General features: G+C 61.6%; 23 protein-coding genes. 14 read left to right on the top strand and 9 right to left on the bottom strand.

Translation table 11 applies throughout. The features are described 5' to 3' along the window. Nucleotides 1-187: 187 nt before the first annotated feature. The 6 genes from ACOYXG_RS15020 to ACOYXG_RS15045 form a co-directional block, all read right to left on the bottom strand. A complete protein-coding gene (locus tag ACOYXG_RS15020; protein ID WP_097087152.1) occupies nt 188-367 on the bottom strand; it encodes a hypothetical protein in 180 nt (59 codons plus the stop codon). 157 nt (nt 368-524) lie between these two features. Then, on the bottom strand, nt 525-1700 hold the full coding sequence (locus ACOYXG_RS15025) for a lactonase family protein (protein WP_097087150.1): 1176 nt from the start codon (nt 1698-1700) through the stop codon (nt 525-527). Next, nucleotides 1697-1999, bottom strand: a complete 303-nt coding sequence (locus ACOYXG_RS15030) for a DUF5629 family protein (protein ID WP_460352537.1) — start codon at nt 1997-1999, stop codon at nt 1697-1699. Before ACOYXG_RS15030 ends, ACOYXG_RS15025 begins: the two co-directional genes overlap by 4 nt. Before the next feature lie 169 nt (nt 2000-2168). After that, nucleotides 2169-3749 carry an aldehyde dehydrogenase (NADP(+)) gene (locus ACOYXG_RS15035; RefSeq protein WP_285373851.1) on the bottom strand — a complete coding sequence of 527 codons (1581 nt, stop codon included), beginning with the start codon at nt 3747-3749 and terminating at the stop codon, nt 2169-2171. Nucleotides 3750-3758: 9 nt separating this feature from the next. Further along, nucleotides 3759-4751: an AraD1 family protein gene (araD1, locus tag ACOYXG_RS15040; protein ID WP_460352539.1), complete on the bottom strand. Its 993-nt coding sequence runs from the start codon at nt 4749-4751 to the stop codon at nt 3759-3761. Between the two features lie 146 nt (nt 4752-4897). Continuing rightward, the gene (locus ACOYXG_RS15045) at nt 4898-6220 is read right to left on the bottom strand and encodes an MFS transporter (RefSeq protein WP_007968618.1); all 1323 of its coding nucleotides are present in this window, start codon (nt 6218-6220) and stop codon (nt 4898-4900) included. Between the two features lie 194 nt (nt 6221-6414). Here ACOYXG_RS15045 and ACOYXG_RS15050 point away from each other — a divergent pair, with 194 nt between their 5' ends. Then, complete coding sequence (locus ACOYXG_RS15050) at nt 6415-8151, top strand: IlvD/Edd family dehydratase (RefSeq protein ID WP_096797271.1); 1737 nt, start codon at nt 6415-6417, stop codon at nt 8149-8151. Nucleotides 8152-8337: 186 nt separating this feature from the next. Then, complete coding sequence (locus ACOYXG_RS15055) at nt 8338-9057, top strand: FadR/GntR family transcriptional regulator (protein WP_027613080.1); 720 nt, start codon at nt 8338-8340, stop codon at nt 9055-9057. A gap of 181 nt (nt 9058-9238) precedes the next feature. On the opposite strand, the gene ACOYXG_RS15060 is transcribed toward ACOYXG_RS15055, so the two are convergent. After that, nucleotides 9239-11623, bottom strand: a complete 2385-nt coding sequence (locus ACOYXG_RS15060; RefSeq protein WP_460352542.1) for an efflux RND transporter permease subunit — start codon at nt 11621-11623, stop codon at nt 9239-9241. Further along, nucleotides 11620-12663, bottom strand: coding sequence for a WD40/YVTN/BNR-like repeat-containing protein (locus tag ACOYXG_RS15065; protein WP_460352544.1), 1044 nt, complete (start codon nt 12661-12663; stop codon nt 11620-11622). Before ACOYXG_RS15065 ends, ACOYXG_RS15060 begins: the two co-directional genes overlap by 4 nt. A gap of 460 nt (nt 12664-13123) precedes the next feature. Here ACOYXG_RS15065 and ACOYXG_RS15070 point away from each other — a divergent pair, with 460 nt between their 5' ends. The 7 genes from ACOYXG_RS15070 (at nt 13124) to ACOYXG_RS15100 (ending at nt 18456) form a co-directional block, all read left to right on the top strand. Next, a complete protein-coding gene (locus ACOYXG_RS15070; protein ID WP_025111640.1) occupies nt 13124-13714 on the top strand; it encodes an amino acid synthesis family protein in 591 nt (196 codons plus the stop codon). 31 nt (nt 13715-13745) lie between these two features. Further along, complete coding sequence (locus ACOYXG_RS15075; RefSeq protein WP_330206142.1) at nt 13746-14579, top strand: alpha/beta fold hydrolase; 834 nt, start codon at nt 13746-13748, stop codon at nt 14577-14579. Further along, a complete protein-coding gene (locus ACOYXG_RS15080; protein ID WP_096797225.1) occupies nt 14576-16057 on the top strand; it encodes an aldehyde dehydrogenase in 1482 nt (493 codons plus the stop codon). Before ACOYXG_RS15075 ends, ACOYXG_RS15080 begins: the two co-directional genes overlap by 4 nt. A gap of 12 nt (nt 16058-16069) precedes the next feature. After that, nucleotides 16070-16555, top strand: a complete 486-nt coding sequence (locus ACOYXG_RS15085) for a flavin reductase family protein (RefSeq protein ID WP_003225715.1) — start codon at nt 16070-16072, stop codon at nt 16553-16555. Nucleotides 16556-16690: 135 nt separating this feature from the next. Then, nucleotides 16691-17080: a carboxymuconolactone decarboxylase family protein gene (locus tag ACOYXG_RS15090; protein WP_027613073.1), complete on the top strand. Its 390-nt coding sequence runs from the start codon at nt 16691-16693 to the stop codon at nt 17078-17080. 58 nt (nt 17081-17138) lie between these two features. Further along, on the top strand, nt 17139-17891 hold the full coding sequence (locus ACOYXG_RS15095; RefSeq protein WP_007968636.1) for a GntR family transcriptional regulator: 753 nt from the start codon (nt 17139-17141) through the stop codon (nt 17889-17891). 1 nt (nt 17892) lies between these two features. Beyond that, nucleotides 17893-18456 (top strand): NUDIX hydrolase, encoded by a 564-nt coding sequence (locus tag ACOYXG_RS15100; RefSeq protein ID WP_098964282.1) that lies wholly within the window; start codon nt 17893-17895, stop codon nt 18454-18456. 123 nt (nt 18457-18579) lie between these two features. On the opposite strand, the gene ACOYXG_RS15105 is transcribed toward ACOYXG_RS15100, so the two are convergent. After that, nucleotides 18580-18876 carry a DUF1330 domain-containing protein gene (locus ACOYXG_RS15105; protein WP_103367400.1) on the bottom strand — a complete coding sequence of 99 codons (297 nt, stop codon included), beginning with the start codon at nt 18874-18876 and terminating at the stop codon, nt 18580-18582. Nucleotides 18877-18944: 68 nt separating this feature from the next. Here ACOYXG_RS15105 and ribBA point away from each other — a divergent pair, with 68 nt between their 5' ends. From ribBA to ACOYXG_RS15130, 5 genes are all read left to right on the top strand, one after another. Beyond that, the gene (gene ribBA / locus ACOYXG_RS15110) at nt 18945-20054 is read left to right on the top strand and encodes a bifunctional 3,4-dihydroxy-2-butanone-4-phosphate synthase/GTP cyclohydrolase II (protein WP_285373845.1); all 1110 of its coding nucleotides are present in this window, start codon (nt 18945-18947) and stop codon (nt 20052-20054) included. Between the two features lie 320 nt (nt 20055-20374). Further along, nucleotides 20375-21400, top strand: coding sequence for an ABC transporter substrate-binding protein (locus tag ACOYXG_RS15115; RefSeq protein WP_460352550.1), 1026 nt, complete (start codon nt 20375-20377; stop codon nt 21398-21400). Next, a complete protein-coding gene (locus tag ACOYXG_RS15120; RefSeq protein WP_115989584.1) occupies nt 21397-22311 on the top strand; it encodes an ABC transporter permease in 915 nt (304 codons plus the stop codon). Before ACOYXG_RS15115 ends, ACOYXG_RS15120 begins: the two co-directional genes overlap by 4 nt. Before the next feature lie 6 nt (nt 22312-22317). Beyond that, complete coding sequence (locus ACOYXG_RS15125; RefSeq protein ID WP_025111627.1) at nt 22318-23127, top strand: ABC transporter permease; 810 nt, start codon at nt 22318-22320, stop codon at nt 23125-23127. 17 nt (nt 23128-23144) lie between these two features. Further along, a complete protein-coding gene (locus ACOYXG_RS15130; protein ID WP_460352552.1) occupies nt 23145-24299 on the top strand; it encodes an ABC transporter ATP-binding protein in 1155 nt (384 codons plus the stop codon). The last annotated feature ends 49 nt before the right edge of the window (nt 24300-24348 follow it).

Consider the following 24348-nt stretch of genomic DNA (forward strand, 5'->3'; position numbering starts at 1 on the left):
ATCAGCTTGGTTGATTATTTAGCCGGTCTATTTGCGCGGTTCAAGAAACCTATCAGGCTGCGAAAAACACACGCACACGTGTAGGAGCTGCCGAAGGCTGCGATCTGTTGATTTTGCTTTTTAAAAACAAGATCAAAAGATCGCAGCCTTCGGCAGCTCCTACAGGGAGTTGTTCGAAGCGGGCATTTCAGTGTTGGGCTTTGTGATCCAGTGCGGCGTAGAAGTTGGCGCTCTGTTGCAGGTATTTCTGGGTGTAGCTCTGGGTGTGGGATTTTTTGCTGCTGATTTCAGCGTTGGCACTGGCTGGCAATGCAACGGTGGCGGAGATGGCGGAAGCGGCGATGATCGAGAAGAGATTGAAGTTCATGGCGGTAACCCTCGTGTTCGGTTGGCTTGCTTTGCCCGGTTGGGCCGTGAAGCAAACTTAACGCTCGAGGGTTGATCGCTTGAAATGCTTTGTAGCATTACCGGATATCAGCGCGATTAATACAACGAGACAGGCCCCGCAAACCGGGGCCTGTGGCTTATTGTCGCACTAGAAACTTGAGGTCGCTGGGGGCGTCCATCGGCAGTTTTTGCACGGTTTTGCCGAGCAGACCGGTCTTGGCATCGCGCTCGACGACGACAATTTCGTTGCTCTTCTGGTTGGCGATCAGCAGAAACTTGCCACTCGGATCAAGGCTGAACTCACGCGGGTGATCGCCTTCTACCGAACGCTTTTGCAGCTCTTTGAGCTGACCGGTCACCGGATCGATGCTGAACACCAGCAGTTGATTGGCGGTGCCACGGTTGCTGACGTAGAGGAACTTGCCATCGGCCGACGCATGCAGAGCGGCGGCGGCTTTGTCCGAGGTCGGCTGACCGGCGGCCAGATCGACCAGTTGCGTCTGGGTCAGCACGCCGTCGTGGTAGTCGAACACCGCGACCTGCGCGCTCATTTCCATGGTCAGCCAGGCATGCTTGCCGTCGGCACTGAACAGCAGATGACGCGGGCCGCTGCCGGCCGGCAGGCTCACCGAAGCGGTTTTCGCCGGGGTCAGTGGCAGGTCCGGGTTGGCCTTCGGGTCGAACTGGTAGATGAACACCTTGTCCGCCCCGAGGTCGTTGGAGAACACATAGCGACCATCCGGCGAGGACACCGTCGAGTGCACGTGGTTCGAGGCCTGACGCTCGGGGTTGACCCGGCTCGCCGGGTGCGCACTCATCTGCACCACCGGTTTGAGCTTGCCGTCAGCGCCGACCGGCAACACCGCGAGGGTGCCGCCCGGATCTTCGACCACCGAATAGTTGCTGACGAACAGATGGCTGGCATCGCCGCTGAGGCTCGAATGGGTCGGCTCGTTGCCCAGGCTCTGCACTTGATTGATCAGGGTCAGGGCGTGGGTCTTCGGATCGATCGAGTAGCTGCTGACGCGGCCGACCGGATCTTTCTGGCCGGGGCCGTTTTCGTTGACCACGAACAGTTGCTTCTGGTCTTTGGACAGGGTCAGCCACGACGGGTTTTCGCTCTTCACCACTTGCAGCGGCTTGGCAGCGATCTGTCCGGTGGCGCTATCGAAATTCATTCGATAGATGCCCTGGCTGGTGCCGGCGGTGTAGGAGCCCACCAGCAATTGATAGGTCTCGGCGCTGGCACTGGACAGGCCCATCGCACCGACGCTGCCGGCCATCAGCAGTGGCCAGAATTTACGCATGTTCATTGATCATCTTCCTCGTCGTCGCTGCTGCTGACTACATCACCGAGGCAGACCAAACGGTGCTCGCCGGTGGTCTTGGTGTCGCTGGCGTAGCCAATGATCAGCCAGCTTTTCAGGTCTTCATCAAACGTTGCTGCTTCAACCTGAGCCGGCGTGAATTCCCAATGCTTGGCCTCTCGGCCGTCGATGCATTCGATGTGCAGGTTGTCGTCTTCGTCGAGGGCGAATTCGAAGGCGTGCAGGCCGTCGATTTCGACCATGCCGCAGTGTTCGAGGGCGTTGAGAAGGGTTTGGGCAGTCATGGCAAACAGTCTTTCTTAGGGGGGAAAGGGCCAATGATAGCTCATTGTCGTGCCCGGCCCTTGTAGGAGTGAGCCTGCTCGCGATGGCGGTGTGTCATCCAACCAAGATGTCGAATGTGAAACCGCTATCGCGAGCAGGCTCACTCCTACAGGGGATTTGCGGTGTGGGTTAGAAGGCGTCGCGTGAGGGCTTGCCATCTACCAGCCGCTGAATGCGCAACGGATTGCCATTCTTCAGCGGTTCCGGCAGCAAGCTGTCGGGGTAGTTCTGGAAGCACACCGGGCGCAGGAACCGGTCGATCGCCAGCGTCCCCACCGACGTTCCACGCGCATCCGATGTCGCCGGATACGGCCCGCCATGCACCATCGAATCACACACCTCCACACCCGTTGGATAACCATTGAGCAGGATCCGTCCGACTTTCTGTTCGAGCAGCGGCGTCAGTTCCGGGAAGCGTTCGAAGTCGGCCTGCTCGCCGATAATGGTCGCCGTCAGTTGCCCGTGCAGGCCGTGCAATGCCGCGCTCAGTTGCGCCTTATCGGCCACTTCGACGATCACCGTGGTCGGGCCGAACACTTCTTCCTGCAGCACTTCATCGCCGTTGATCAACAGGCTGGCATCGGCCTTGAACAATTGCGGCTGCGCCTGATTACCCTGCTGCGGCTGGCCCGCCAAGTGCTCGATCCCGGAATGCGCCAAGAGCTTCTGCAAGCCTTTGCCATAGCTGCCGAGGGTGCCGGCGTTGAGCATGGTCTGCGCCGGTTGGTCGCCAATCAGTCCGGCGACTTGCTGGACGAAGGCGCTGAACTGCGGCGAGCGGATACCGATGACCAATCCCGGATTGGTGCAGAACTGACCGCAGCCCTGCACCACCGAAGCGGTCAGGTCGCGGGCAATGGTTTCCGAGCGCTCGGCCAAGGCTTGCGGCAGAACGATCACCGGGTTGATGCTCGACATCTCGGCGAACACCGGGATCGGTTGCGGCCGCGCCGCTGCCATGTCGCACAGTGCCCGACCGCCCTTGAGCGAACCGGTAAAACCCACTGCCTGGATCGCCGGATGCTTGACCAGCCATTCGCCAACGCCACCGCCGTAGATCATGTTGAACACGCCTGCCGGCATCGCGGTTTTTTCGGCGGCACGAATCAGTGCGTCGGCAACAAGTTCAGCGGTTGCCATGTGGCCGCTGTGGGCCTTGAACACCACCGGGCAGCCGGCGGCCAGCGCCGCAGCGGTGTCGCCACCGGCCGTCGAGAACGCCAGCGGGAAGTTGCTCGCACCGAACACTGCGACAGGGCCGAGGCCAATGCGGTATTGGCGCAGATCTGGACGCGGCAATGGCTGACGATCCGGCAATGGCAAATCGATTCGCGCGCCGTAGAAATCACCGCGCCGCAGGACTTTGGCGAACAGGCGCATCTGCCCGCTGGTGCGCCCGCGCTCGCCCTGAATCCGCCCCGCAGGCAGCGCGGTTTCGCGGCAGACCAGCGCGACGAACTCATCACCCAAGGCATCCAGTTCATCGGCAATCGCGTCGAGAAATTGCGCGCGACGTTCGGCGCTGAGGCTGCGATAGGCCGGGTACGCTGCGGCGGCGGCTTTGGCGGCGGCATCGACTTCGGCTTCAGTCGCTTGAATGAAATCGTACGGCAGCTGTTCGCCGGTGGTCGCGTCGACGCTTTGCAGTTTCACATTGCCCGCTGCGCTGCGCTGTCCGCCAATGTAGTTGTGACCGAGAATCTGAGTCATGGGAGCTCCTTAAAGGGTGCCGATGCTGTCCGGTTGAAAAGCCGCTGCTGCCGGGGCTATGCCGTTGACCAGCGGTGCGCCGAATTCGGCCTGGCTGATTTCAAACCGGTCGCCCGGTTGGGTGCGGATGCCATCGGCGAACGACAGGGTCGCGGTGCCGAAAAAGTGGATGTGCACGTCGCCGGGACGCAGGAACTGGCGGTATTTGAAATGGTGGTATTCAAGGTTGGCGAGGCTGTGACACATGTTGGCTTCGCCGCTGAGAAATTCGTTCTGCCACAGCACTTCGCCGTTACGCAGGATGCGGCTGCTGCCGGCCAGATGCTGCGGCAATTCACCGGTGCGCAGTTCCGGGCCGTAGCTGCAACTGCGCAGTTTCGAGTGGGCCAGGTACAGGTAATTCTTGCGCTCCATGACGTGGTCGGAGAACTCGTTGCCCACCGCGAAACCGAGGCGATACGGTTTGCCGTCGTGGCCGATGACGTAGAGCCCGGCCATTTCCGGTTCCTCGCCGGCATCCTCGGCAAACGGTGGCAACGGGAACGCCTCGCCCGGACGCACGACGATGCTGCCGTCGCCCTTGTAGAACCATTCCGGCTGCACGCCCGCCTGCCCCGCCGCCGGTTTGCCGCCCTCCACGCCCCATTTGAAGATGCGCATGGTGTCGGTCATTTGCGCTTCGTCGCCGGCCTGCTGGTGCATCTTGTCCCGCGCCGAGGCGCTGCCCAGGTGCGTGAGGCCGGTGCCGCTGACCAGCAGGTGCGCCGGGTCCGGGTGATCCAGCGGCGGCAGGATGCGCCGGTCTTTGAGCAACTGCGCGTAGTCATGACTGATGCCGAGGCCGTGGGTTTGTACTTGCTGCTCCAGAGTGCCGCCGGCCTCAATCGCGGCCAGCGCGAGATCGCGTACGCTGCGGGCGTCCTGCACTTCGCGGATCAGCCCGTTGTCGACCACGCCGACGCGGCGCTCGCCGTTAATCAATTCGAATTGAACCAGATGCATAAATTTCTCCTATTCCCTCAAAAACACCGCCGTTCCCCTGTGGGAGCGAGCCTGCTCGCGAAAGCGGTGTGTCAGTCACCCACAATGTTGAATGTGATGGCCTCTTCGCGAGCAGGCTCGCTCCCACAGGGGCCAGCGTTGTCTAGTCAGGTTCGGGTGGCACCGCGTGCACTGGCGGCGAACTGCTCGACCGGCAGCACGTGTTTGCGCTCAAGCACGCGGTAGACGATTCCGGTAAGAATCAAACCGAACACCATCACCCCGCTGAGGAAATACAGCCCCGAAGCCAGATTCCCGGTGTATTCCTTCAACGCCCCGATCACGAACGGGCCGATGTAGCCACCGAGGTTGCCCACCGAGTTGATCAGCGCGATCCCCGCCGCCGCACTCGCACCGGCAAAGAACCGCCCGGGCAAGGTCCAGAACACCGCGGTGCAGGAAAACAGCGCGAACGCCACCAGGCACAGCGCCGCCAGTTGCGCCACCGGCAGGGTCAGCCACGCGCTGAAGAACAGGCCCAGCGCGCCCAGTACATAGAGCACCGCCAGATGGCCGTAGCGATCATTCATGCGGTCGGAGCTGCGCGGCACGATCAGCAGACCGACGATGCCAAAGATGTACGGCACCGCCGAGACAAAACCGGTCACCAGATCGCTGCCACCGAACTGTTTGATCAGCGTCGGCAGCCACAGGCCGAGGCCATAAATACTCAGGGTCACCGGCAGGTAGAACAGCGCCAGCAGCAATACGCGTTTGTCCTTGAGTGCATGCAGCGGGTTGCCGTGACGGGTCTGGCCGTATTCCTGCAAATCCTTTTTCAGTTCGCCGGTCAGCCAGTCTTTCTCGGCCTGATCCATCCACTTCACGTTTTGCGGGCCATCGGGCAGCCAGCGCAATACTGGCCAGGTCAACAGAATTGCCGGGGTGCCGATGACGATGAACAGCCACTGCCAGCCGTGCAGGCCGAGGATGCCGTCCATGCCCAACAAGCCGCCGGACACCGGGCCGGTGATCATCATCGCGATCGGTTGAGAGAGGATGAACAGGCCAAGGATCTTGCCGCGATGGCGCACCGGGAACCATTGGGTGATGTAGTAGAGAACGCCGGGGAAGAACCCCGCCTCCGCCGCGCCGAGCAGAAAGCGCATGACGTAGAAACTGTGCGGGCCCTGGACGAACGCCATGCCGATGGTGATCGCGCCCCAGGTGATCATGATCCGCGCGAACCAGCGCCGCGCACCGAAGCGCTCGAGCATCAGGTTGCTGGGGATTTCGAGAAGAAAATAGCCGATGAAAAACAGTCCGGCACCGAGACCGTAGGCCGCATCACCGATGCCGATGTCGGCGCCCATGTGCAGCTTGGCGAAGCCGACGGCGGAGCGATCCACATAGGCGATCAGGTACAGCAGGATCAGGAAGGGAATCAGTTTCAGCGTGATGCGCCGGACAAGCCGCAGTTCCTGGCTCATGGGATCGGTCTCCGATTGTTGTTTTTATAGAACCTCGGGGGACGCCTCTCGCGGAAAACCGCCAGGGCCAATCCCTCCGTCGAAAACGACTATATAGTAATACTAATTACCCAACAACACTTCCAAAGCGGCGATTTTGCGCTTATGTTTAGCCGTGACTCGCAAACAATAGTCTTACAATAAGAGAATCGATCATGTCTGAGAAGAAACCCACACTGCGCTCGGCCCAATGGTTTGGCACTGCCGACAAGAACGGCTTCATGTACCGCAGCTGGATGAAGAATCAGGGCATCGCCGACCACCAGTTTCATGGCAAGCCGATCATCGGCATCTGCAACACCTGGTCGGAACTGACCCCGTGCAACGCGCATTTCCGCCAGATTGCGGAGCACGTCAAACGCGGGGTGATCGAGGCCGGTGGCTTTCCGGTGGAATTCCCGGTGTTCTCCAATGGCGAGTCAAACTTGCGCCCCACCGCCATGCTCACCCGCAACCTGGCAAGCATGGACGTCGAAGAAGCGATTCGCGGCAACCCGATTGACGGCGTAGTGCTGTTGACCGGCTGCGACAAGACCACTCCGGCGCTGCTGATGGGCGCGGCCAGTTGCGATGTGCCGGCGATCGTCGTCACCGGCGGGCCGATGCTCAACGGCAAGCACAAGGGCAAGGACATCGGCTCCGGCACGGTGGTCTGGCAGCTCAGCGAGCAGGTCAAGGCCGGCACTATCACCATTGACGACTTCCTCGCGGCCGAGGGCGGCATGTCACGCTCGGCGGGCACCTGCAACACCATGGGCACCGCGTCGACCATGGCCTGCATGGCCGAAGCACTGGGCACGTCCCTGCCGCACAACGCGGCGATTCCGGCCGTCGATGCGCGACGTTACGTGTTGGCGCACATGTCCGGCATGCGCGCGGTGGAGATGGTTCGCGAAGACTTGCGCCTGTCGAAGATTCTGACCAAGGAAGCCTTTGAAAACGCCATTCGGGTCAACGCGGCTATTGGCGGTTCGACCAACGCGGTGATTCACCTGAAAGCCATCGCCGGGCGCATCGGTGTCGAGCTGGATCTGGACGACTGGACCCGTATCGGACGCGGCATGCCGACCATCGTCGACCTGCAACCGTCCGGGCGTTTCCTGATGGAAGAGTTTTACTACGCCGGTGGTTTGCCGGCGGTGCTGCGCCGTCTCGGCGAGGCCAATCTGATCCCCAATCCCAATGCGCTGACCGTCAACGGTAAATCGCTGGGCGAGAACACCAAAGACGCGCCGATCTACGGCGAGGACGAAGTGATCCGCACCCTCGACAATCCAATCCGCGCTGACGGTGGCATCTGCGTGCTGCGCGGTAATCTGGCGCCGCTGGGTGCGGTGCTCAAGCCGTCCGCCGCCACACCTGAGCTGATGCAACATCGCGGTCGTGCGGTGGTGTTCGAGAACTTCGACATGTACAAGGCGCGGATCAATGATCCGGAACTGGATGTCGATAAAGATTCGATTCTGGTGATGAAGAACTGCGGGCCGAAGGGTTATCCGGGCATGGCCGAGGTCGGCAACATGGGCTTGCCGGCCAAGCTGCTGGCTCAAGGCGTGACCGATATGGTGCGCATTTCTGATGCGCGAATGAGCGGCACCGCGTACGGCACGGTGGTGTTGCACGTCGCCCCGGAAGCGGCAGCCGGCGGGCCGTTGGCGGTGGTGCAGGAAGGCGACTGGATCGAGCTGGATTGCGCCAGCGGGCGGTTGCATCTGGATATTCCGGATGCCGAACTGGCGGCGCGCATGGCGGATCTGCAGCCACCGCAGCAGTTGTTGGCGGGTGGCTATCGTCAGCTGTACATCGATCATGTGCTGCAGGCGGATCAGGGCTGTGACTTCGACTTCCTCGTCGGTTGTCGAGGGGCGGAAGTCCCGCGTCATTCTCACTAACCCCGCAGATCTACTGTAGGAGTGAGCCTGCTCGCGATAAAGGTCCGCCAGTTGTTACACATGCTGACTGACACACCGCCATCGCGAGCAGGCTCACTCCTACATTTGCTATGCATCGGCCTCAAGATCGCCGCACGCCTGCTATGATGCGCGGCATCTCCATCGCTCAGGATCGCGCCGTTCCCCATGGATTACCGCAAACCTTCCGACCGTAAAAGCATGCACTCGCGCATTGTCCAGGAACTGGGCATGCAGATCGTCTCCGGACGCTTTTTGCCCGATGACAAACTGCCCGCCGAAGCGCTGTTGTGCGAGGAATACGCGGTGAGTCGCCCGGTGTTGCGCGAAGCCACGCGAGTGCTGGTGGCCAAGGGGCTGGTGTATTCAAAACCGCGGGTCGGCACGGTGGTCAAGGCCCGTCGCGAGTGGCACATGCTCGACCCGGATGTGCTGCACTGGCTGATGCAAAGCAGCCCGCAGAATGAATTCTTCAATGTGCTGACCAGTGTGCGCAGCATCATCGAACCGGCCGCTGCCGCCCTCGCCGCCCAGCACGCGACCGAGGCCGACATCGCCGCCATCGGCGAGGCCTATCAACGCATGGAATCAGCGCCGACGCCGGAAGCCTTGCTACAACCGGACCTGGACTTCCACAGCCGCATCGCTGACGCGACCCATAACGATCTGCTGGCGAACCTGTGCAACATGCTTTCGGTGGCGATTGCCGAGGCGTTGAAGCATTCCAACCAGCGCCCGAATCTGCATGAACTGGCGCTGCCGAGGCACAAAGCGATTCTTACGGCGATCGAGAACCGTGATGCCCTTGGCGCCCGCCACGCGACGCTGGTGCAGCTGGATGATGCGCGCAGTGCGCTGAGTGTTGTGCTCGGCACCGAGCTCTCCTGACACACCACAAATCCCCTGTGGGAGCGGGCTTGCTCGCGAATGCGGTGTGTCAGTCGGCACAAACTTATCTGACACACCGCATTCGCGAGCAAGCCCGCTCCCACAGGGGTTCAGCGTGAAGTTCAAGGCATGAAAAAGCCGCAACCCCAAGGTTGCGGCTTCGTCGTTTCAGGCATCCGGATCAGTGAGCAAACAGCGAGTTGCCCTTCTGCCCCGCCAGCTTTTCCGGTTTGATCAGGAACTTCGCCAGCGCCGGCAGCAGCCACAGCGCACCGAACATGTTCCACAGCAGCATGAAGGTCAGCATCAGGCCCATGTCGGCCTGGAACTTGATCGCCGAGAAGATCCAGGTGCACACGCCGATGGCCAGGCACAGACCGGTGAACAGCACCGCTTTGCCGGTGGATTTCAGGGTCTGGTAATAGGCTTCCTGCAACGGCAGACCGGCGCGCAGGAAACTCTCCAGACGGCTGTAGATGTAGATGCCGTAGTCGACGCCGATGCCCACGCCCAGCGCCACCACCGGCAGGGTCGCGACTTTGACGCCGATGCCCATGAACGCCATCAGCGCGTTGCCCAGCACCGAGGTCAGCACCAGCGGCAGGACGATGCACAGGGTCGCCGCCCATGAACGGAAGGTGATCATGCACATCACCGCGACGCAGATGTACACCAGGATCAGGATGGTCAGCTCGGCCTGTTTGATCACTACATTGGTGGCCGCTTCGATCCCGGCGTTACCGGCAGCGAGGATGAATTCAAGACCGTCCTTGTTGTTGGCCTTGGCGAATTCCTGCACCGCGTGTACCGCGCGGTCGAGGGTTTCGGCCTTGTGGTCGTTGAGGAAGATCAACACCGGCGCCAGCGAACAGCTGTTGTTGTACAGGCCGTCGGCGCGGGCGATCGAGTTGTTCAGCACATCCGGGTTGCGCGACAGGGTTTCCCATTTCAGGTTGCCCTCGTTCATGCCCTTGATCATCTGCTTGGACACGGTCACCAGCGAGATTGCCGACTGCACGCCCTCGGTGTTCTGCATCTTCCACATCAGTTCGTCGATCGGCGCCATGGCTTCGTAGCGCGAGCAGCCTTCGGTGGCGGTCTTGACCATCACCACCAGCACGTCGGAACTGGTCGAGTAATTGCTGATGATGAAGTTGTTGTCCTTGTTGTAGCGCGAGTCCGGGCGCAGCTCCGGCGCGCCTTGATCAAGGTCGCCGATTTTCAGGTTCTGGCTGTACCAGAGGCCGCCACCGAAGGCGATCAGCGCCAAAGCGATGGAGATCGGTGCGACTTTCGGGCTGGCGAAGTTCGACAGGAAGCGCCAGAACGGATGCTCGCGATTCGCGTCCTTCTTGCTCTTGGCGATGGCGCGCTTGCTGATGCCGACATAGGAAATCGCCACCGGCAGCAGGATCAGGTTGGTGAACACGATCACCGCCACGCCGATGGACGCGCCAATTGCGAGTTCGCGGATCACGCCGATGTCGATGATCAGCAGAGTGATGAAGCCGACGGCGTCGGCGAGGATCGCGATCATCCCCGGCAGGAACAATTGCCGGAAGGTGCGCCGCGCCGCAGTCAGGGCGTTGTCCGCCTCACTCGATTGCAGGGCGATCCCGTTGATCTTCTGCACGCCGTGGGAAATGCCGATGGCGAAGATCAGGAACGGCACCAGCATCGAGTACGGATCCAGCCCGAAACCGAAGAAGTGCATCAGCCCGAGCTGCCAGACCACCGCCACCAGCGTGGTGCTCAACACCGCGACGGTACTGCGCAGGCAGTTGGTGAACCACAGCAGCAGAATCAGGGTGATGACGAAAGCGATGCCGAAGAACATCACCACCATCACCAGCCCGTCGATCAGGTCACCGACCTTCTTGGCGAAACCGACGATGTGGATCTTGACGTTGGGGTTCTGCGCTTCGAACTTGTTGCGGATCTTGTCTTCGAGTTCATGGGAGAACTGGCGGTAGTCCAGCGCCAGCAGCTTGCCCTGATCCTGCGGGTCCGGGTAGGACTCCAGCAGCGGGATGTCGACGATGCTCGATTTGAAGTCGTTGGACACCAGACGCCCGACCTGGCCCGACTTGAGGACGTTGTTGCGCAGCATGTCGAGGCTGTCCGGCGAGCCGTCGTAGCTCTGCGGAATCACTTCACCGCCGGCAAAACCTTCCTCGGTCACTTCGGTCCAGCGTACGCTCGGACTCCACAGCGACTTGAGGCCGGAGCGGTCGACGCCGGAGATGTAGAACACCTCGTCGTTGATCTGCCGCAGCGTCTCCATGTACTCCTTGGAGAAGATGTCGCCGTCCTTGGCTTCCACCGAAATACGCACGGTGTTGCCCAGGTTCGCCAGATCGTTGCGATGCTCCATCATCTTCTCGATGAACGGATGCTTGAGCGGGATCATTTTTTCGAAACTGGTGGACGGCCGGATCAGCGTGGCCTGCCAGAACAGGAAGATGCTGACCACCAGGCAGATCAGGATCACGGCCGGGCGGTTGTTGAAAATCAGACGTTCGAGGAGCGTCGCTTTGTCCTGCTGAGGAGTGATCAAGGAAGTCATAGCCCCGCCTTCTTATTATTGATTTCGGCGCCGTTGGGCTGCGTGGTGTGCACGCCGCCCTGCCCGGTCAGAATCAGATTGCCGTCGCCGGCCGCAGTGACCGAGGACAGCGAGATGCGGTCCGGGCGGTTGAACACGCTGAAGGTTTCGCCGTTGTCGCTGCTGCTGATCACCGAGCCGCCGTTGCCGACGATCACAATCGAGCCGTCGGCGAGCAGCGTGGCGCCGGACAGGCCGAACTCCAGCGCACCGCGCGCGGCCTTGAGTTCGACCTGCTGCCAGGTGCAGCCGAAATCGCTGGAGCGGTAGAGATTACCGCGCAGGCCGTAGGCCAACAGGGTTTGCGCTTGCGCGGTGCCGATCACGCCGAACAGCGAGCCTTGATACGGGCCCTGGAGTTTTTCCCAGGTCTGACCCCAGTCCGGGGAGCGGAACATGCTGCCCTGCTCGCCGACGATGAACAGCCCGGCGTCCTTGACGGCGGCGATGGCGTTGAGGTGGAACTGATCCTGATTGTCGAGGCGGTCGCTGACGTCTTGCCAGTTCTTGCCGCCGTCGGTGGTTTCCAGCAGCGCACCGTAAGCACCGACCGCAACACCGTGATTAACGTCCTGGAACCAGACGTCGAGCAGCGGTGCTTCGCGCTTGAGGTCTTCGAACTGTTTGCTCCAGGTCAGGCCGCCGTCTTCGCTGGCGAGGATCTGCGCGTCGTGGCCGACCGCCCAGCCGTGCTTGTCGTCGACGAAATACACCGCCGTCAGCAGTTGCCGGGTCGGCACCTTGGCCTGGGCCCAGGTCTTGCCCTGGTCGTCGGAATAGAGAATGTGCCCGCGATCACCCACCGCCACCAACCGGGTGCCGGCGTGGACAACATCGAGTATCAGGCTTTTGGCGGCTTTGGCCGATTCGGTGGAATACACCCCGTCGGCGGGCGCTTCGGCGGCCAGCACGGGTGCCGACAAGACAGCACAGCCCAGCAGTGTGAGGGCTGTGGCCAGCAACGCGGTGTTGCGAAACGCCGGCGGGCGGCAACGACTCATAGACCTTCCCCTATTTATTATTGTTAGGCCATTGGGCCTTAGGGCGCCGCAAGGGTGCTCGTGGTAACTGACAGGTCACAAGCATAGCCGTGAAACCCGCAGTCCAGAGCGCCTTGGGAAGCTGGCTCATCCTATCGGGCTTTGGAAACGTCTGACAATCGGCGCCACGTTATCTTTTGTTAACCGGATGCCCCCCCTGTCAGCGGTGATTTCCATCGTGGGAGGGGGCTTGCTCCCGAAGGCGCTGTGTCAGGCACCCGAGATGTCGACTGATCCACCGCTTTCGGGAGCAAGCCCCCTCCCACAGGGTGTAATGGTGTTTGTGAGATTGGGGCTGGCAGTGAATACAGCGCCATTCGCCGGATGGATGCGGCAAATCTTGCATGGGGGACTTGCACGATCGGTATTATGGTATACCATCAGACGCACAGACACTCTCAATCCCCCTACGGAGCAGCTCATGAGTTTCGAAATTCGCAAGATCGTCAGCTATGTCGAAGAAACCTTCATCGAAGGCGGCAAGGCCACGGACAAGCCAGTGACCATGGTCGGGCTGGCTGTGGTGATGAAGAACCCGTGGGTCGGCAACGGTTTCGTCGAGGATCTGAAACCGCAGATCCGCGCCAACTGCTCCGACCTCGGCGCCATGATGGTCGAGCGTCTGGTGGGCATCATCGGCGGCGCCGAGAAGATCGAGGCGTACGGCAAAGCGGCAGTGGTCGGCGCCGACGGTGAGATCGAACACGCCTCGGCGGTGATCCACACCTTGCGCTTCGGCAACCACTACCGCGAGGCGGTCAAGGCCAAGAGCTACCTGAGCTTCACCAACAAGCGCGGCGGCCCGGGCACTTCGATTCAGATCCCGATGATGCACAAGGACGACGAAGGCCAGCGTTCGCACTACATCACCCTGGAAATGCAGATCGAAGACGCGCCGCGTGCCGACGAAATCGTGGTGGTGCTCGGTTGCGCCGACGGTGGTCGCCTGCACCCGCGCATCGGCAACCGCTACATCGATCTGGAAGAACTGGCCGCCGAAAAAGCCCAGTAATCACAATAAAAAGGCATTGCAGGAGCGCTCCATGATTCGGCTCACCGCTGAACTCACCCCGGCTGGCACCAGTTACCTGGCGACCGGCCAAGGCCAGCCCGTGGTCTTGATCCACGGCGTGGGCCTGAACAAAGAAATGTGGGGCGGCCAGATCGTTGGCCTGTCTGCCCAATACCAGGTGATCGCCTACGACATGCTCGGCCACGGCGCCAGCCCGCGCCCGGCCAGCGGCACCGGCCTGCTCGGTTATGCCGATCAGTTGCTGGAGCTGCTCGATCACCTGAATCTGCCTCAGGCTGCGGTGATCGGTTTCTCCATGGGCGGACTGGTGGCACGGGCGTTTGCCCTGCACTACCCGGAGCGCCTGCAAAGCCTGGTGGTGCTTAACAGCGTGTTCAACCGCAGTGAAGAACAGCGTGCCGGGGTCATCGCGCGCACTGCACAAGCGGCGGAACACGGGCCGGATGCCAATGCCGAAGCGGCGCTGTCGCGCTGGTTCAGCCGTGAATATCAGGCGGCCAACCCGGCGCAGATCGCAGCCATTCGTCAGACCCTGGCCGGCAACGACCCGCAGGGTTACCTGACCACCTACGAATTGTTCGCCACGCAGGACATGTACCGCGCCGACGACCTCGGCAGCATCCAGGCACCGACGCTGATCGCCACCGGCGAACTCGACCCCGGTTCCACCCCGGAAATGGCCGAGCAACTGGCCCGGCGCATCCCCGGCGCGAAGGTTGCGGTGCTGCCCGAGCAACGGCATATGATGCCGGTAGAGTCGCCGCGGCTGGTCAATCAGACGCTGCTGGAATTTCTCGACTACGCACACTCCCGACAAAACCCTATAAAGGGGATCGTTGCATGACACTCGCACGCTTCCAGATGTGCATCGGCGGAGAATGGGTCGACGCCCTCTCCGGCAAGACCTTCGAAAGCCTCAACCCGGCCAGCGCGCAAGCCTGGGCCGAACTGCCCGATGCCGATGAAGCCGACGTCGAACGCGCGGTGCAAGCAGCACAAAGCGCATTCGACAGCCCGGCCTGGCGCGGCCTCACCGCCACCGCACGCGGCAAACTGCTGCGGCGTCTCGGTGACCTGATCGCAGAAAACAAGGAACAACTGGCGCAGCTGGAAAGCCGCGACAACGGCAAGCTGATCCGCGAAACCCGGGGTCAAGTCGGCTATCTGCCGGAGTTCTTCCACTACACCGCAGGCCTCGCCGACAAGCTCGAAGGCGGCACCCTGCCGCTGGACAAGCCCGACCTGTTTGCCTACACCGTGCACGAAGCGATGGGTGTGGTTGCCGCGATCATTCCGTGGAACAGCCCGCTGTACCTGACCGCGATCAAACTGGCCCCGGCCCTCGCCGCCGGCAACACCATCGTGATCAAACCGTCCGAGCACGCCTCGGCGACCATCCTTGAGCTGGCACGTCTGGCCCTCGAAGCCGGGATTCCGCCGGGTGTGGTCAACGTTGTCACCGGTTACGGGCCGAGCACCGGCGCCGCCCTCACCCGCCATCCGCTGATCCGCAAGATCGCCTTCACCGGCGGCGCGGCCACGGCCCGGCACGTGGTGCGCAGCAGCGCCGAAAACTTCGCCAAGCTGTCGCTGGAACTCGGCGGCAAGTCGCCGAACATCATCTTCGCCGACGCCGATCTGGACAGCGCGATCAACGGCGCGATTGCCGGGATCTATGCGGCCTCAGGCCAGAGCTGCGTGTCCGGTTCACGTTTGTTGGTGCAGGACGAAATCTACGACGAGTTCGTCAATCGCCTGGTCGAACGCGCCCAGCGCATCCGCATCGGCAACCCGCAGGAAGACCACAGCGAAATGGGTCCGATGGCCACCGCGCAGCAATTGGCGGTGGTCGAAGGTCTGGTGGCTGATGCCCTTGCTGAAGGCGCGCGGTTGCGCACCGGCGGCAAGCGTCCGACCGATCTCGGTGACGGCTGGTTCTACGAGCCGACGCTGTTCGAGTGCGACCGCAACTCGATGAAGATCATGCAGGAAGAAGTCTTCGGCCCGGTGGCATCGGTGATTCGCTTCAAAGACGAAGCCGAGGCGCTGGCAATCGCCAACGACTCGCAATTCGGCCTCGCCGCCGGCATCTGGACTCGCGACCTGGGCCGCGCCCATCGTCTGGCGCGGGATGTGCGTTCGGGAATCATCTGGGTCAATACCTACCGTGCGGTGTCGGCGATGGCGCCGATCGGCGGCTTCAAGAACAGTGGCTATGGACGCGAAAGCGGCATCGATTCGGTGCTGGCCTACACCGAACTGAAAACGGTGTGGATCAATCTCTCTCAGGCTCCGATGCCTGATCCGTTTGTGATGCGCTAGGAGTCCTGCGACATGATCGAACCCGGCATTTACAAAGACGTCATGAGCTCGTTTCCGTCAGGGGTCACGGTGGTCACCACCCTCGACCCGGAGGGCGCCATCGTCGGCATCACCGCCAGCGCCTTCAGCGCGCTGTCGATTGATCCGGCGCTGGTGCTGTTCTGCCCCAACTACGCTTCCGACACCTACCCGGTGCTGCGCGACAGCAAGAAGTTCGCGATCCATTTGCTGTCCGCCGACCAGACCGCCGAGGCCTACGCCTTCGCCGGTAAAGGCAAGGACAAGGCCAAGCACATCGAGTGGCATTTGAGCGAACTCGGTAACCCGATCCTCGCCAAGGCCACGGCGATCATTGAGTGCGAGTTGTGGCGTGAATACGACGGTGGTGATCACGCGATCATTGTCGGCGCGGTGAAGAACCTGATCCTGCCCGAGCAACCGGTGACGCCGATGATTTATCACAAGGGCAAGCTCGGGCCGTTGCCAACCCTGGCCTGATGGATACATAGATCCCCCTTGTGGGAGCGGGCTTGCTCGCGAATGCGGTGGATCATTCAACATTGATGTCGACTGACACGACGCATTCGCGAGCAAGCCCGCTCCCACAGGGGAAGCAGGGTGTCAGGAGGAATGATGAGTAACGAAAAGTACGAAAAAGGCCTGAAAATCCGCACCCAGGTGCTGGGCGAAGCCTACGTGCAGCGCTCCATCGACAACGCCGACGACTTCACCCGCCCACTGCAGGAAATGGTCACCGAATACTGCTGGGGCCATGTCTGGGGTCGCGAAGGTTTGTCGCTCAAGGAGCGCAGCATGATCAACCTGGCGATGATCTCGGCGCTCAACCGCCCGCACGAACTCAAGCTGCATGTGCGCGGCGCCTTGCGTAACGGCCTGAGTCGTGAGCAAATACGCGAAATTCTGCTTCAGGTCGGTATTTATTGCGGCGTCCCGGCAGCCGTGGACAGTTTCCGGCTCGCCCGTGAAGCCTTCGCCGAAGCCGACGCCGAGGCCTCTAGTTAACCCCTCGGCTGTTTTGATGCCCGTCTGGCATGGACAGCCACAGCAAAGAGCGGACCCCATGAAACGCCAGCCACTCGACGACAGCTTCAAGGTCAATCGCAACCCCGTTACCCTGCGCGAAATCGTGCTGGATAAACTGCGTAGCGCGATCATGAATTTCCAGCTCATGCCCGGCGATCGTCTGGTCGAGCGCGATCTGTGCGATCGCCTCGGTGTCAGCCGCACATCGGTGCGCGAAGCCTTGCGTCACCTGGAGTCCGAAGGCCTGGTCGAGTTCGCCGATGCCAAAGGCCCACGGGTGGCGATCATCACCCTCGCCGATGCAGTCGACATCTACGAGCTGCGCTGCGTGCTCGAAGGCCTGATCGTCCAGCTGTTCACCCTGCGTGCCAAGGCCAAGGACATCAAGGCCCTGGAAAAAGCCCTCGACGAGAACCGCAAGGCGCTCAAGGACGGCGAGCTACAACAGGTGATCGACTCGGTACAGGGCTTCTACGACGTGCTGCTCGAAGGCTCGGGCAACCACGTTGCGGCCACTCAATTGCGCCAGTTGCAGGCGCGCATCAGCTACCTGCGGGCGACCTCGGTGTCTCAGGAAAACCGTCGCGGCGCCAGTAACCACGAGATGGAAAAAATGGTCGAGGCGATCAAGAGCGGCGATCCGCTGGCGGCGCATCAGGCCTGTGTCGATCACGTGCGCGCCGCGGCTGCCGTGGCCCTCGATTACCTCAAGCGCAAACAGGAAGAGACCGGCGCCACGCCGAACATCACCCTGCCGATCGCGCTGAAAGAACCGCGTATAGGTCACTGACATGTTCAGCCCGAGCTTTTGCCCGAAATGCGGTGGCCCTGACCTTGGTCAGCAGGTACCGCCGGGCGATACGCACGAGCGCCTGATGTGCCGCGGCTGCGGCTACATCCACTACGTCAATCCGAAGATCATCGCCGGCTGCATCATCGAGCAGGACGGCAAATACCTCTTGTGCCAACGGGCGATCCCGCCACGCCCGGGCACCTGGACCCTGCCCGCCGGCTTCATGGAAAGCGGCGAAACCACCGAGCAGGCGGCGCTGCGCGAAGTCTGGGAAGAAAGCGGCGTGCGCGCGGAAATCGTCTCGCCGTATTCGATCTTCAGCGTGCCGAAGATCAGCGAGGTGTACATCATCTTCCGCGCCATCGCGCTGGAGATCACCGGGCAGTTCGGCCCTGAGACCCTCGACTACAAGTTCTTTGCCCCTGAAGACATTCCGTGGGAGCAGATCTATTACCCGGCGATCCGGCAGATTCTTGAGCGTTACATCGAGGAGCGTCAGGCCGGGGTGTATGGGATCTACATGGGCAATGATGACAGCGGCAAGATCCACTTCATCCGCTGATCACCACCTATCCCCCTGTGGGAGCGAGCCTGCTCGCGAAGGCGTCGGGTCAGTCGATACAAATGTTGAATGAACGACCGCTTTCGCGAGCAGGCTCGCTCCCACAGTGTTTAGCGGTGTTGCTTAAAGTGGTGCGATGCCTTCTACGATGACGATCTCCGCCCTCGCCCATTCCTCGCGATAACGTTTCGCCTCCTGATACGCCGCCGAGTGGTAGCACGCCACGGCCTTCTCATAGTTCTCGAATTCGATCACCACGCTACGCTGAGGAGTAGCTCTGCCCTCCAGCGCTTCGCTGCGTCCGCCCCGGGCTAGAAATTTCGCGCCGAACGCGGCGAAGGCTGCCGGTGCGCGCTGGGTGTATTGGCTGTAGTGCTCGGCATCGTCGACATCCACGTGGGCAATCCAGTACGCCTTCATAGTGACCTCTTTGTTGATTTTGTATTATGGTATACCAATATATTTCCAACAAACCCTGAGAGTCCAGCATGGCCTTCAACAGCATCGAAGAAATCCTCGAAGATTATCGCCTCGGCAAAATGGTCCTGCTGGTCGATGACGAAGATCGGGAAAACGAAGGCGACCTGCTGCTGGCCGCCGACTGCTGCACACCCGAGGCGATCAGCTTCATGGCGCGTGAGGCGCGCGGGCTGATTTGCCTGACACTGACTGACGAGCACTGCCAGCGCCTGGGCCTTGAGCAAATGGTGCCGAGCAACGGCAGCGTGTTCAGTACCGCGTTTACCGTGTCGATTGAAGCGGCGGTCGGGGTCACCACTGGCATTTCTGCAGCTGACCGCGCACGCACGGTCGCGGCCGCTGTGGCCAAAGACGCCCGCGCCGAAGACTTGGTGCAGCCTGGGCACATCTTCCCGCTGCGCGCCAAGGAAGGCGGCGTGCTGACCCGCGCCGGCCACACCGAAGCCGGCTGCGACCTTGCCCGCCTCGCCGGTTTCACCCCGGCCTCGGTGATCGTCGAGGTGATGAACGACGACGGCACCATGGCCCGCCGCCCGGATCTGGAAGTGTTCGCCCGCAAGCACGGGATCAAGATCGGCACCATCGCTGACCTGATTCATTATCGCCTGAGCACCGAGCACACCATCGAACGCATCGGCGAACGTGAGCTGCCGACGGTGCATGGCACGTTCCGTCTGATCACTTTCGAAGACCGCATCGAGGGTGGCGTGCACATGGCGATGGTGATGGGCGATCTGCGCCGCGAAGAGCCGACGCTGGTGCGTGTGCATGTGATTGATCCGCTGCGTGATCTGGTCGGCGCCGAGTACAGCGGGCCGAGCAACTGGACGTTGTGGGCGGCGCTGCAACGGGTCGCGGCGGAAGGTAATGGGGTTGTGGTGGTGTTGGCCAATCATGAATCGTCGCAGGCGCTGCTCGAGCGCGTGCCGCAACTGACCCAGCCGCCACGGCAGTTCAGCCGCTCGCAATCACGGATTTATTCGGAGGTGGGCACCGGGGCGCAGATTCTGCAGAACCTGGGGGTGGGCAAGCTGCGGCATCTTGGGCCGCCGCTGAAGTATGCGGGGCTGACCGGGTATGACCTGGAAGTGGTCGAGAGCATTCCCTTCAGCGAATAATCCACGCCAACCACAATTCCAACTGTAGGAGTGAGCCTGCTCGCGATAGCGGTGGATCAGCCAACATCATCGCAGAACGTCACACCGCTTTCGCGAGCAGGCTCACTCCTACAGGGTTTTGCATTTCAATTTAATTCCCTCGAGCTCACAAAAAGCCCATCCGCCAGATAACCGGTAAGGCAAAGTGCTTGCACAAAGTTTGGAATACCATAATATGATATTCCATAGACCGGGCGACCTGAAAAACCGTCCGGCTACTGCTCCCGACAGGCGGGCAACAACGCAAGCCCGCTCAAAAACACAACAATGAGGGCGTAAAAATGGTGTTGAACAAAGCTGCAACCGCAATCCTTTTTGCGGGACTGCTGAGCGTGACCGGCCAGGCTGCAATGGCCGCCGAAAGCGTGAACTTCGTCAGCTGGGGCGGTAGCACCCAGGATGCGCAGAAACAGGCCTGGGCCGATCCATTCAGCAAGGCCAGCGGCATCACCGTGGTGCAAGACGGCCCGACCGACTACGGCAAACTCAAAGCCATGGTCGAAAGCGGCAACGTGCAATGGGACGTGGTCGATGTCGAAGCCGACTTTGCCCTGCGCGCCGCTTCCGAAGGCCTGCTCGAACCCCTCGATTTCAAAGTCATCCAGCGCGACAAGATCGACCCGCGTTTCGTCAGCGATTACGGCGTCGGCTCGTTCTTCTTCTCCTTCGTCCTCGGCTACAACGAAGGCAAGCTCGGCGCGGCCAAGCCGCAAGACTGGACCGCGCTGTTCGACACCAAGACCTACCCCGGCAAACGCGCCCTGTACAAATGGCCAAGCCCCGGCGTGCTCGAACTGGCGCTGCTGGCCGACGGCGTGCCGGCCGACAAGCTCTACCCGCTGGATCTGGATCGCGCCTTCAAGAAACTCGACACCATCAAGAAAGACATCGTCTGGTGGGGCGGCGGCGCGCAGTCGCAGCAACTGCTGGCCTCCGGTGAAGCGAGCATGGGTCAGTTCTGGAACGGCCGCATTCACGCGCTGCAGGAAGACGGCGCACCCGTCGGCGTGAGCTGGAAACAGAACCTGGTCATGGCCGACATTCTGGTGATTCCAAAAGGTTCGAAAAACAAGGACGCGGCGATGAAGTTCCTGGCCAACGCCAGCAGTGCCAAAGGCCAGGCCGACTTCTCCAACCTGACCGCCTACGCCCCGGTCAACGTCGACAGCGTGGCGCGCCTGGACTCGGTGCTGGCCCCGAACCTGCCGACGGCTTACGCCAAGGATCAGATCACTCTTGATTTCGCGTACTGGGCCAAGAACGGCCCGGCCATCGCGACACGGTGGAACGAATGGCTGGTCAAATGAAAATGGCGGCTGCTGCGCCTCGTCCTGCAACGGTGACCGGGAGCGCCACCGGCGTTGCCGGCTCGACCCACACCTTCAGACAACGCTGGAAAGGTGCCGGCAACCTGGTCCCGGCACTGCTGTTCCTCGGCCTGTTCTTTCTCGCGCCGTTGATTGGCCTGCTGTTGCGCGGCGTGCTGGAACCTACCCCGGGCCTTGGCAACTATGAACAACTGTTCGCCAACTCGGCGTATGCACGGGTGCTGCTCAACACCTTTTCCGTGGCCGGGCTGGTGACGATTTTCAGCCTGTTGCTGGGCTTTCCGCTGGCTTGGGCGATCACGTTGGTGCCGCGCGGCTGGGGCCGCTGGATCCTCAATATCGTGCTGCTATCGATGTGGACCAGCCTGCTCGCCCGCACCTATTCGTGGCTGGTGCTGCTGCAAGCCTCGGGCGTGATCAACAAGGCCTTGATGGCGCTAGGCATCATCGATCAGCCACTGGAAATGGTGCACAACCTGACCGGCGTGGTGATCGGCATGAGCTACATCATGATCCCGTTCATCGTCCTGCCGTTGCAGGCGACCATGCAGGCCATCGATCCGATGATCCTGCAGGCCGGCTCGATCTGCGGCGCGAGTCCTTGGACCAATTTCTTCCGGGTGTTCCTGCCGCTGTGCCGGCCGGGTCTGGCGTCCGGCGGGTTGATGGTGTTCGTCATGTCGCTCGGTTACTACGTGACCCCGGCGCTGCTCGGCGGGGCGCAGAACATGATGCTGCCGGAGTTCATCATTCAGCAGGTGCAATCGTTCCTCAACTGGGGCCTGGCCAGTGCCGGCGCCGCGTTGCTGATCGCGATCACGCTGGTGCTGTTCTACTTCTACCTGAAGCTTCAGCCGGAATCCCCGGTTGGCGCCAGCAACGCGAGGTAAGCCGAGATGCTCCTGACTCCCAATGCCATGAGCCGGCGGATGCGTTTCGGGCTCTACGCAACCACCGGTTTGATCGGCCTGTTCCTGCTGTTGCCGATCGTGTTCATCGTCCTGCTGTCGTTCGGCTCATCGCAGTGGCTGGTGTTCCCGCCGCCGGGCTGGACGCTGAAATGGTACGGCCAGTTCTTCTCCAACGCCGACTGGATGAACGCTGCGGCAGCCAGCCTCAAGGTTGCCGTGCTGACTACGATCTGCGCCGTGGCCCTCGGTCTGCCAACCGCGTTTGCGCTGGTGCGCGGGCGCTTTCCCGGTCGGGAAATGCTCTACGGTCTGTTCACCCTGCCGATGATCGTGCCGCTGGTGATCATCGCGGTGGCGGTGTACGCGCTATTTCTCAAACTCGGTTACACCGGGACCATGTTTGCCTTCGTGGTCAGCCATGTGATCGTCGCGCTGCCGTTCACCATCATCTCGATCATCAACTCGCTGAAGCTGTTCGATCAGTCGATTGAAGACGCGGCGGTGATCTGCGGCGCCTCACGCCTGCAAGCGGTGTTCAAGGTGACGTTCCCGGCGATCCGTCCGGGCATGGTCGCCGGCGCCCTCTTCGCCTTTCTGGTTTCGTGGGACGAAGTGGTGCTCAGCGTGATGATGGCCAGCCCGACCCTGCAAACCCTTCCCGTGAAAATGTGGACCACCCTGCGCCAGGACCTGACCCCGGTGATCGCCGTCGCTTCGACGCTGCTGATCGGCCTGTCGGTATTGGTCATGGTGATCGCCGCCGCGCTGCGCCGGCGCAACGAAATCAGCGCCTGAGCGCCCAGGAGTACGACATGAGTGCCGTGATCAAAGACGCATCCCAGCAGAACGACAAACCCCTGGTCAGCCTGCGCAATCTGAACAAGCACTACGGCGACTTTGCCGCCGTCGACAACATCTCGCTGGACATCAAGGACGGCGAGTTCCTGACCTTCCTCGGCTCCAGCGGCTCGGGCAAAAGCACCACGCTGTCGATGCTCGCCGGGTTTGAAACCCCGAGCAGCGGCGAGATCCTGGTCAACGGTCAGTCGCTGGTCAACGTGCCGCCGCACAAGCGCGACATCGGCATGGTGTTCCAGCGCTATTCGCTGTTCCCGCATCTGTCGGTGCGCGACAACATCGCCTTCCCGCTGGCGATCCGCAAACTCGCCGCCGCCGAACGTGACAAGCGTGTCGATGCGATGTTGAAACTGGTGCAGCTCGAACAATTCGCCCATCGCCGCCCTTCGCAACTCTCTGGCGGGCAACAGCAACGCGTCGCCATCGCCCGGGCGCTGGTCTACGAGCCACGCATTCTGCTGATGGACGAACCGCTCGGTGCGCTGGATAAAAAACTGCGTGAAGACTTGCAGGATGAACTGCGCCAGCTGCATCGACGCCTGGGCATCACCATCGTCTACGTGACCCACGATCAGGAAGAAGCCATGCGCCTGTCGCAGCGCATCGCGATTTTCAGTCACGGCAAGATTGTTGGTTTGGGCAGCGGTTATGACCTGTATCAGAATCCGCCGAATGCGTTTGTCGCGTCGTTCCTCGGCAACTCGAACTTCCTCAAGCTCAAGGCGCAGGGCAATGCGGCGGCGAGTTTCGAGGGGCAGTCGTTGTCGATTCGCCTGACTGCCGGCTTGCACACCGAGCAGGATGTGCTGCTGATGGTGCGGCCGGAAAAAGCGGTGGCGCTGAGCGTGCAGCAGGCGAGCGAGGAGCCGCTGGCAGCGGGTTGGAATGAGGTGTCGGCCAAGGTCGTGGAGGTGCTGTTTCTTGGCGAAAGCCAGACGTGCAGCGTGGTGACGTCGGGCGGTACTTCGATGACGGTTAAAGCGCTGTCGGCGGCGGGCATGCCGCTCAAGGCTGGCGATCCGGTGCGAGTGCGCTGGGCTACTGCCGATGCTTGCGTCTACACCGAATGGACTGAAAGCGACCTCAACAAAGCGGCCGGTTCTCACTGAGAATCTCGGCAGCACTGCAAATCCCCTTGTGGGAGCGGGCTTGCTCGCG

The sequence above is a fragment of the Pseudomonas sp. G3-39 genome, from assembly GCF_054790485.1.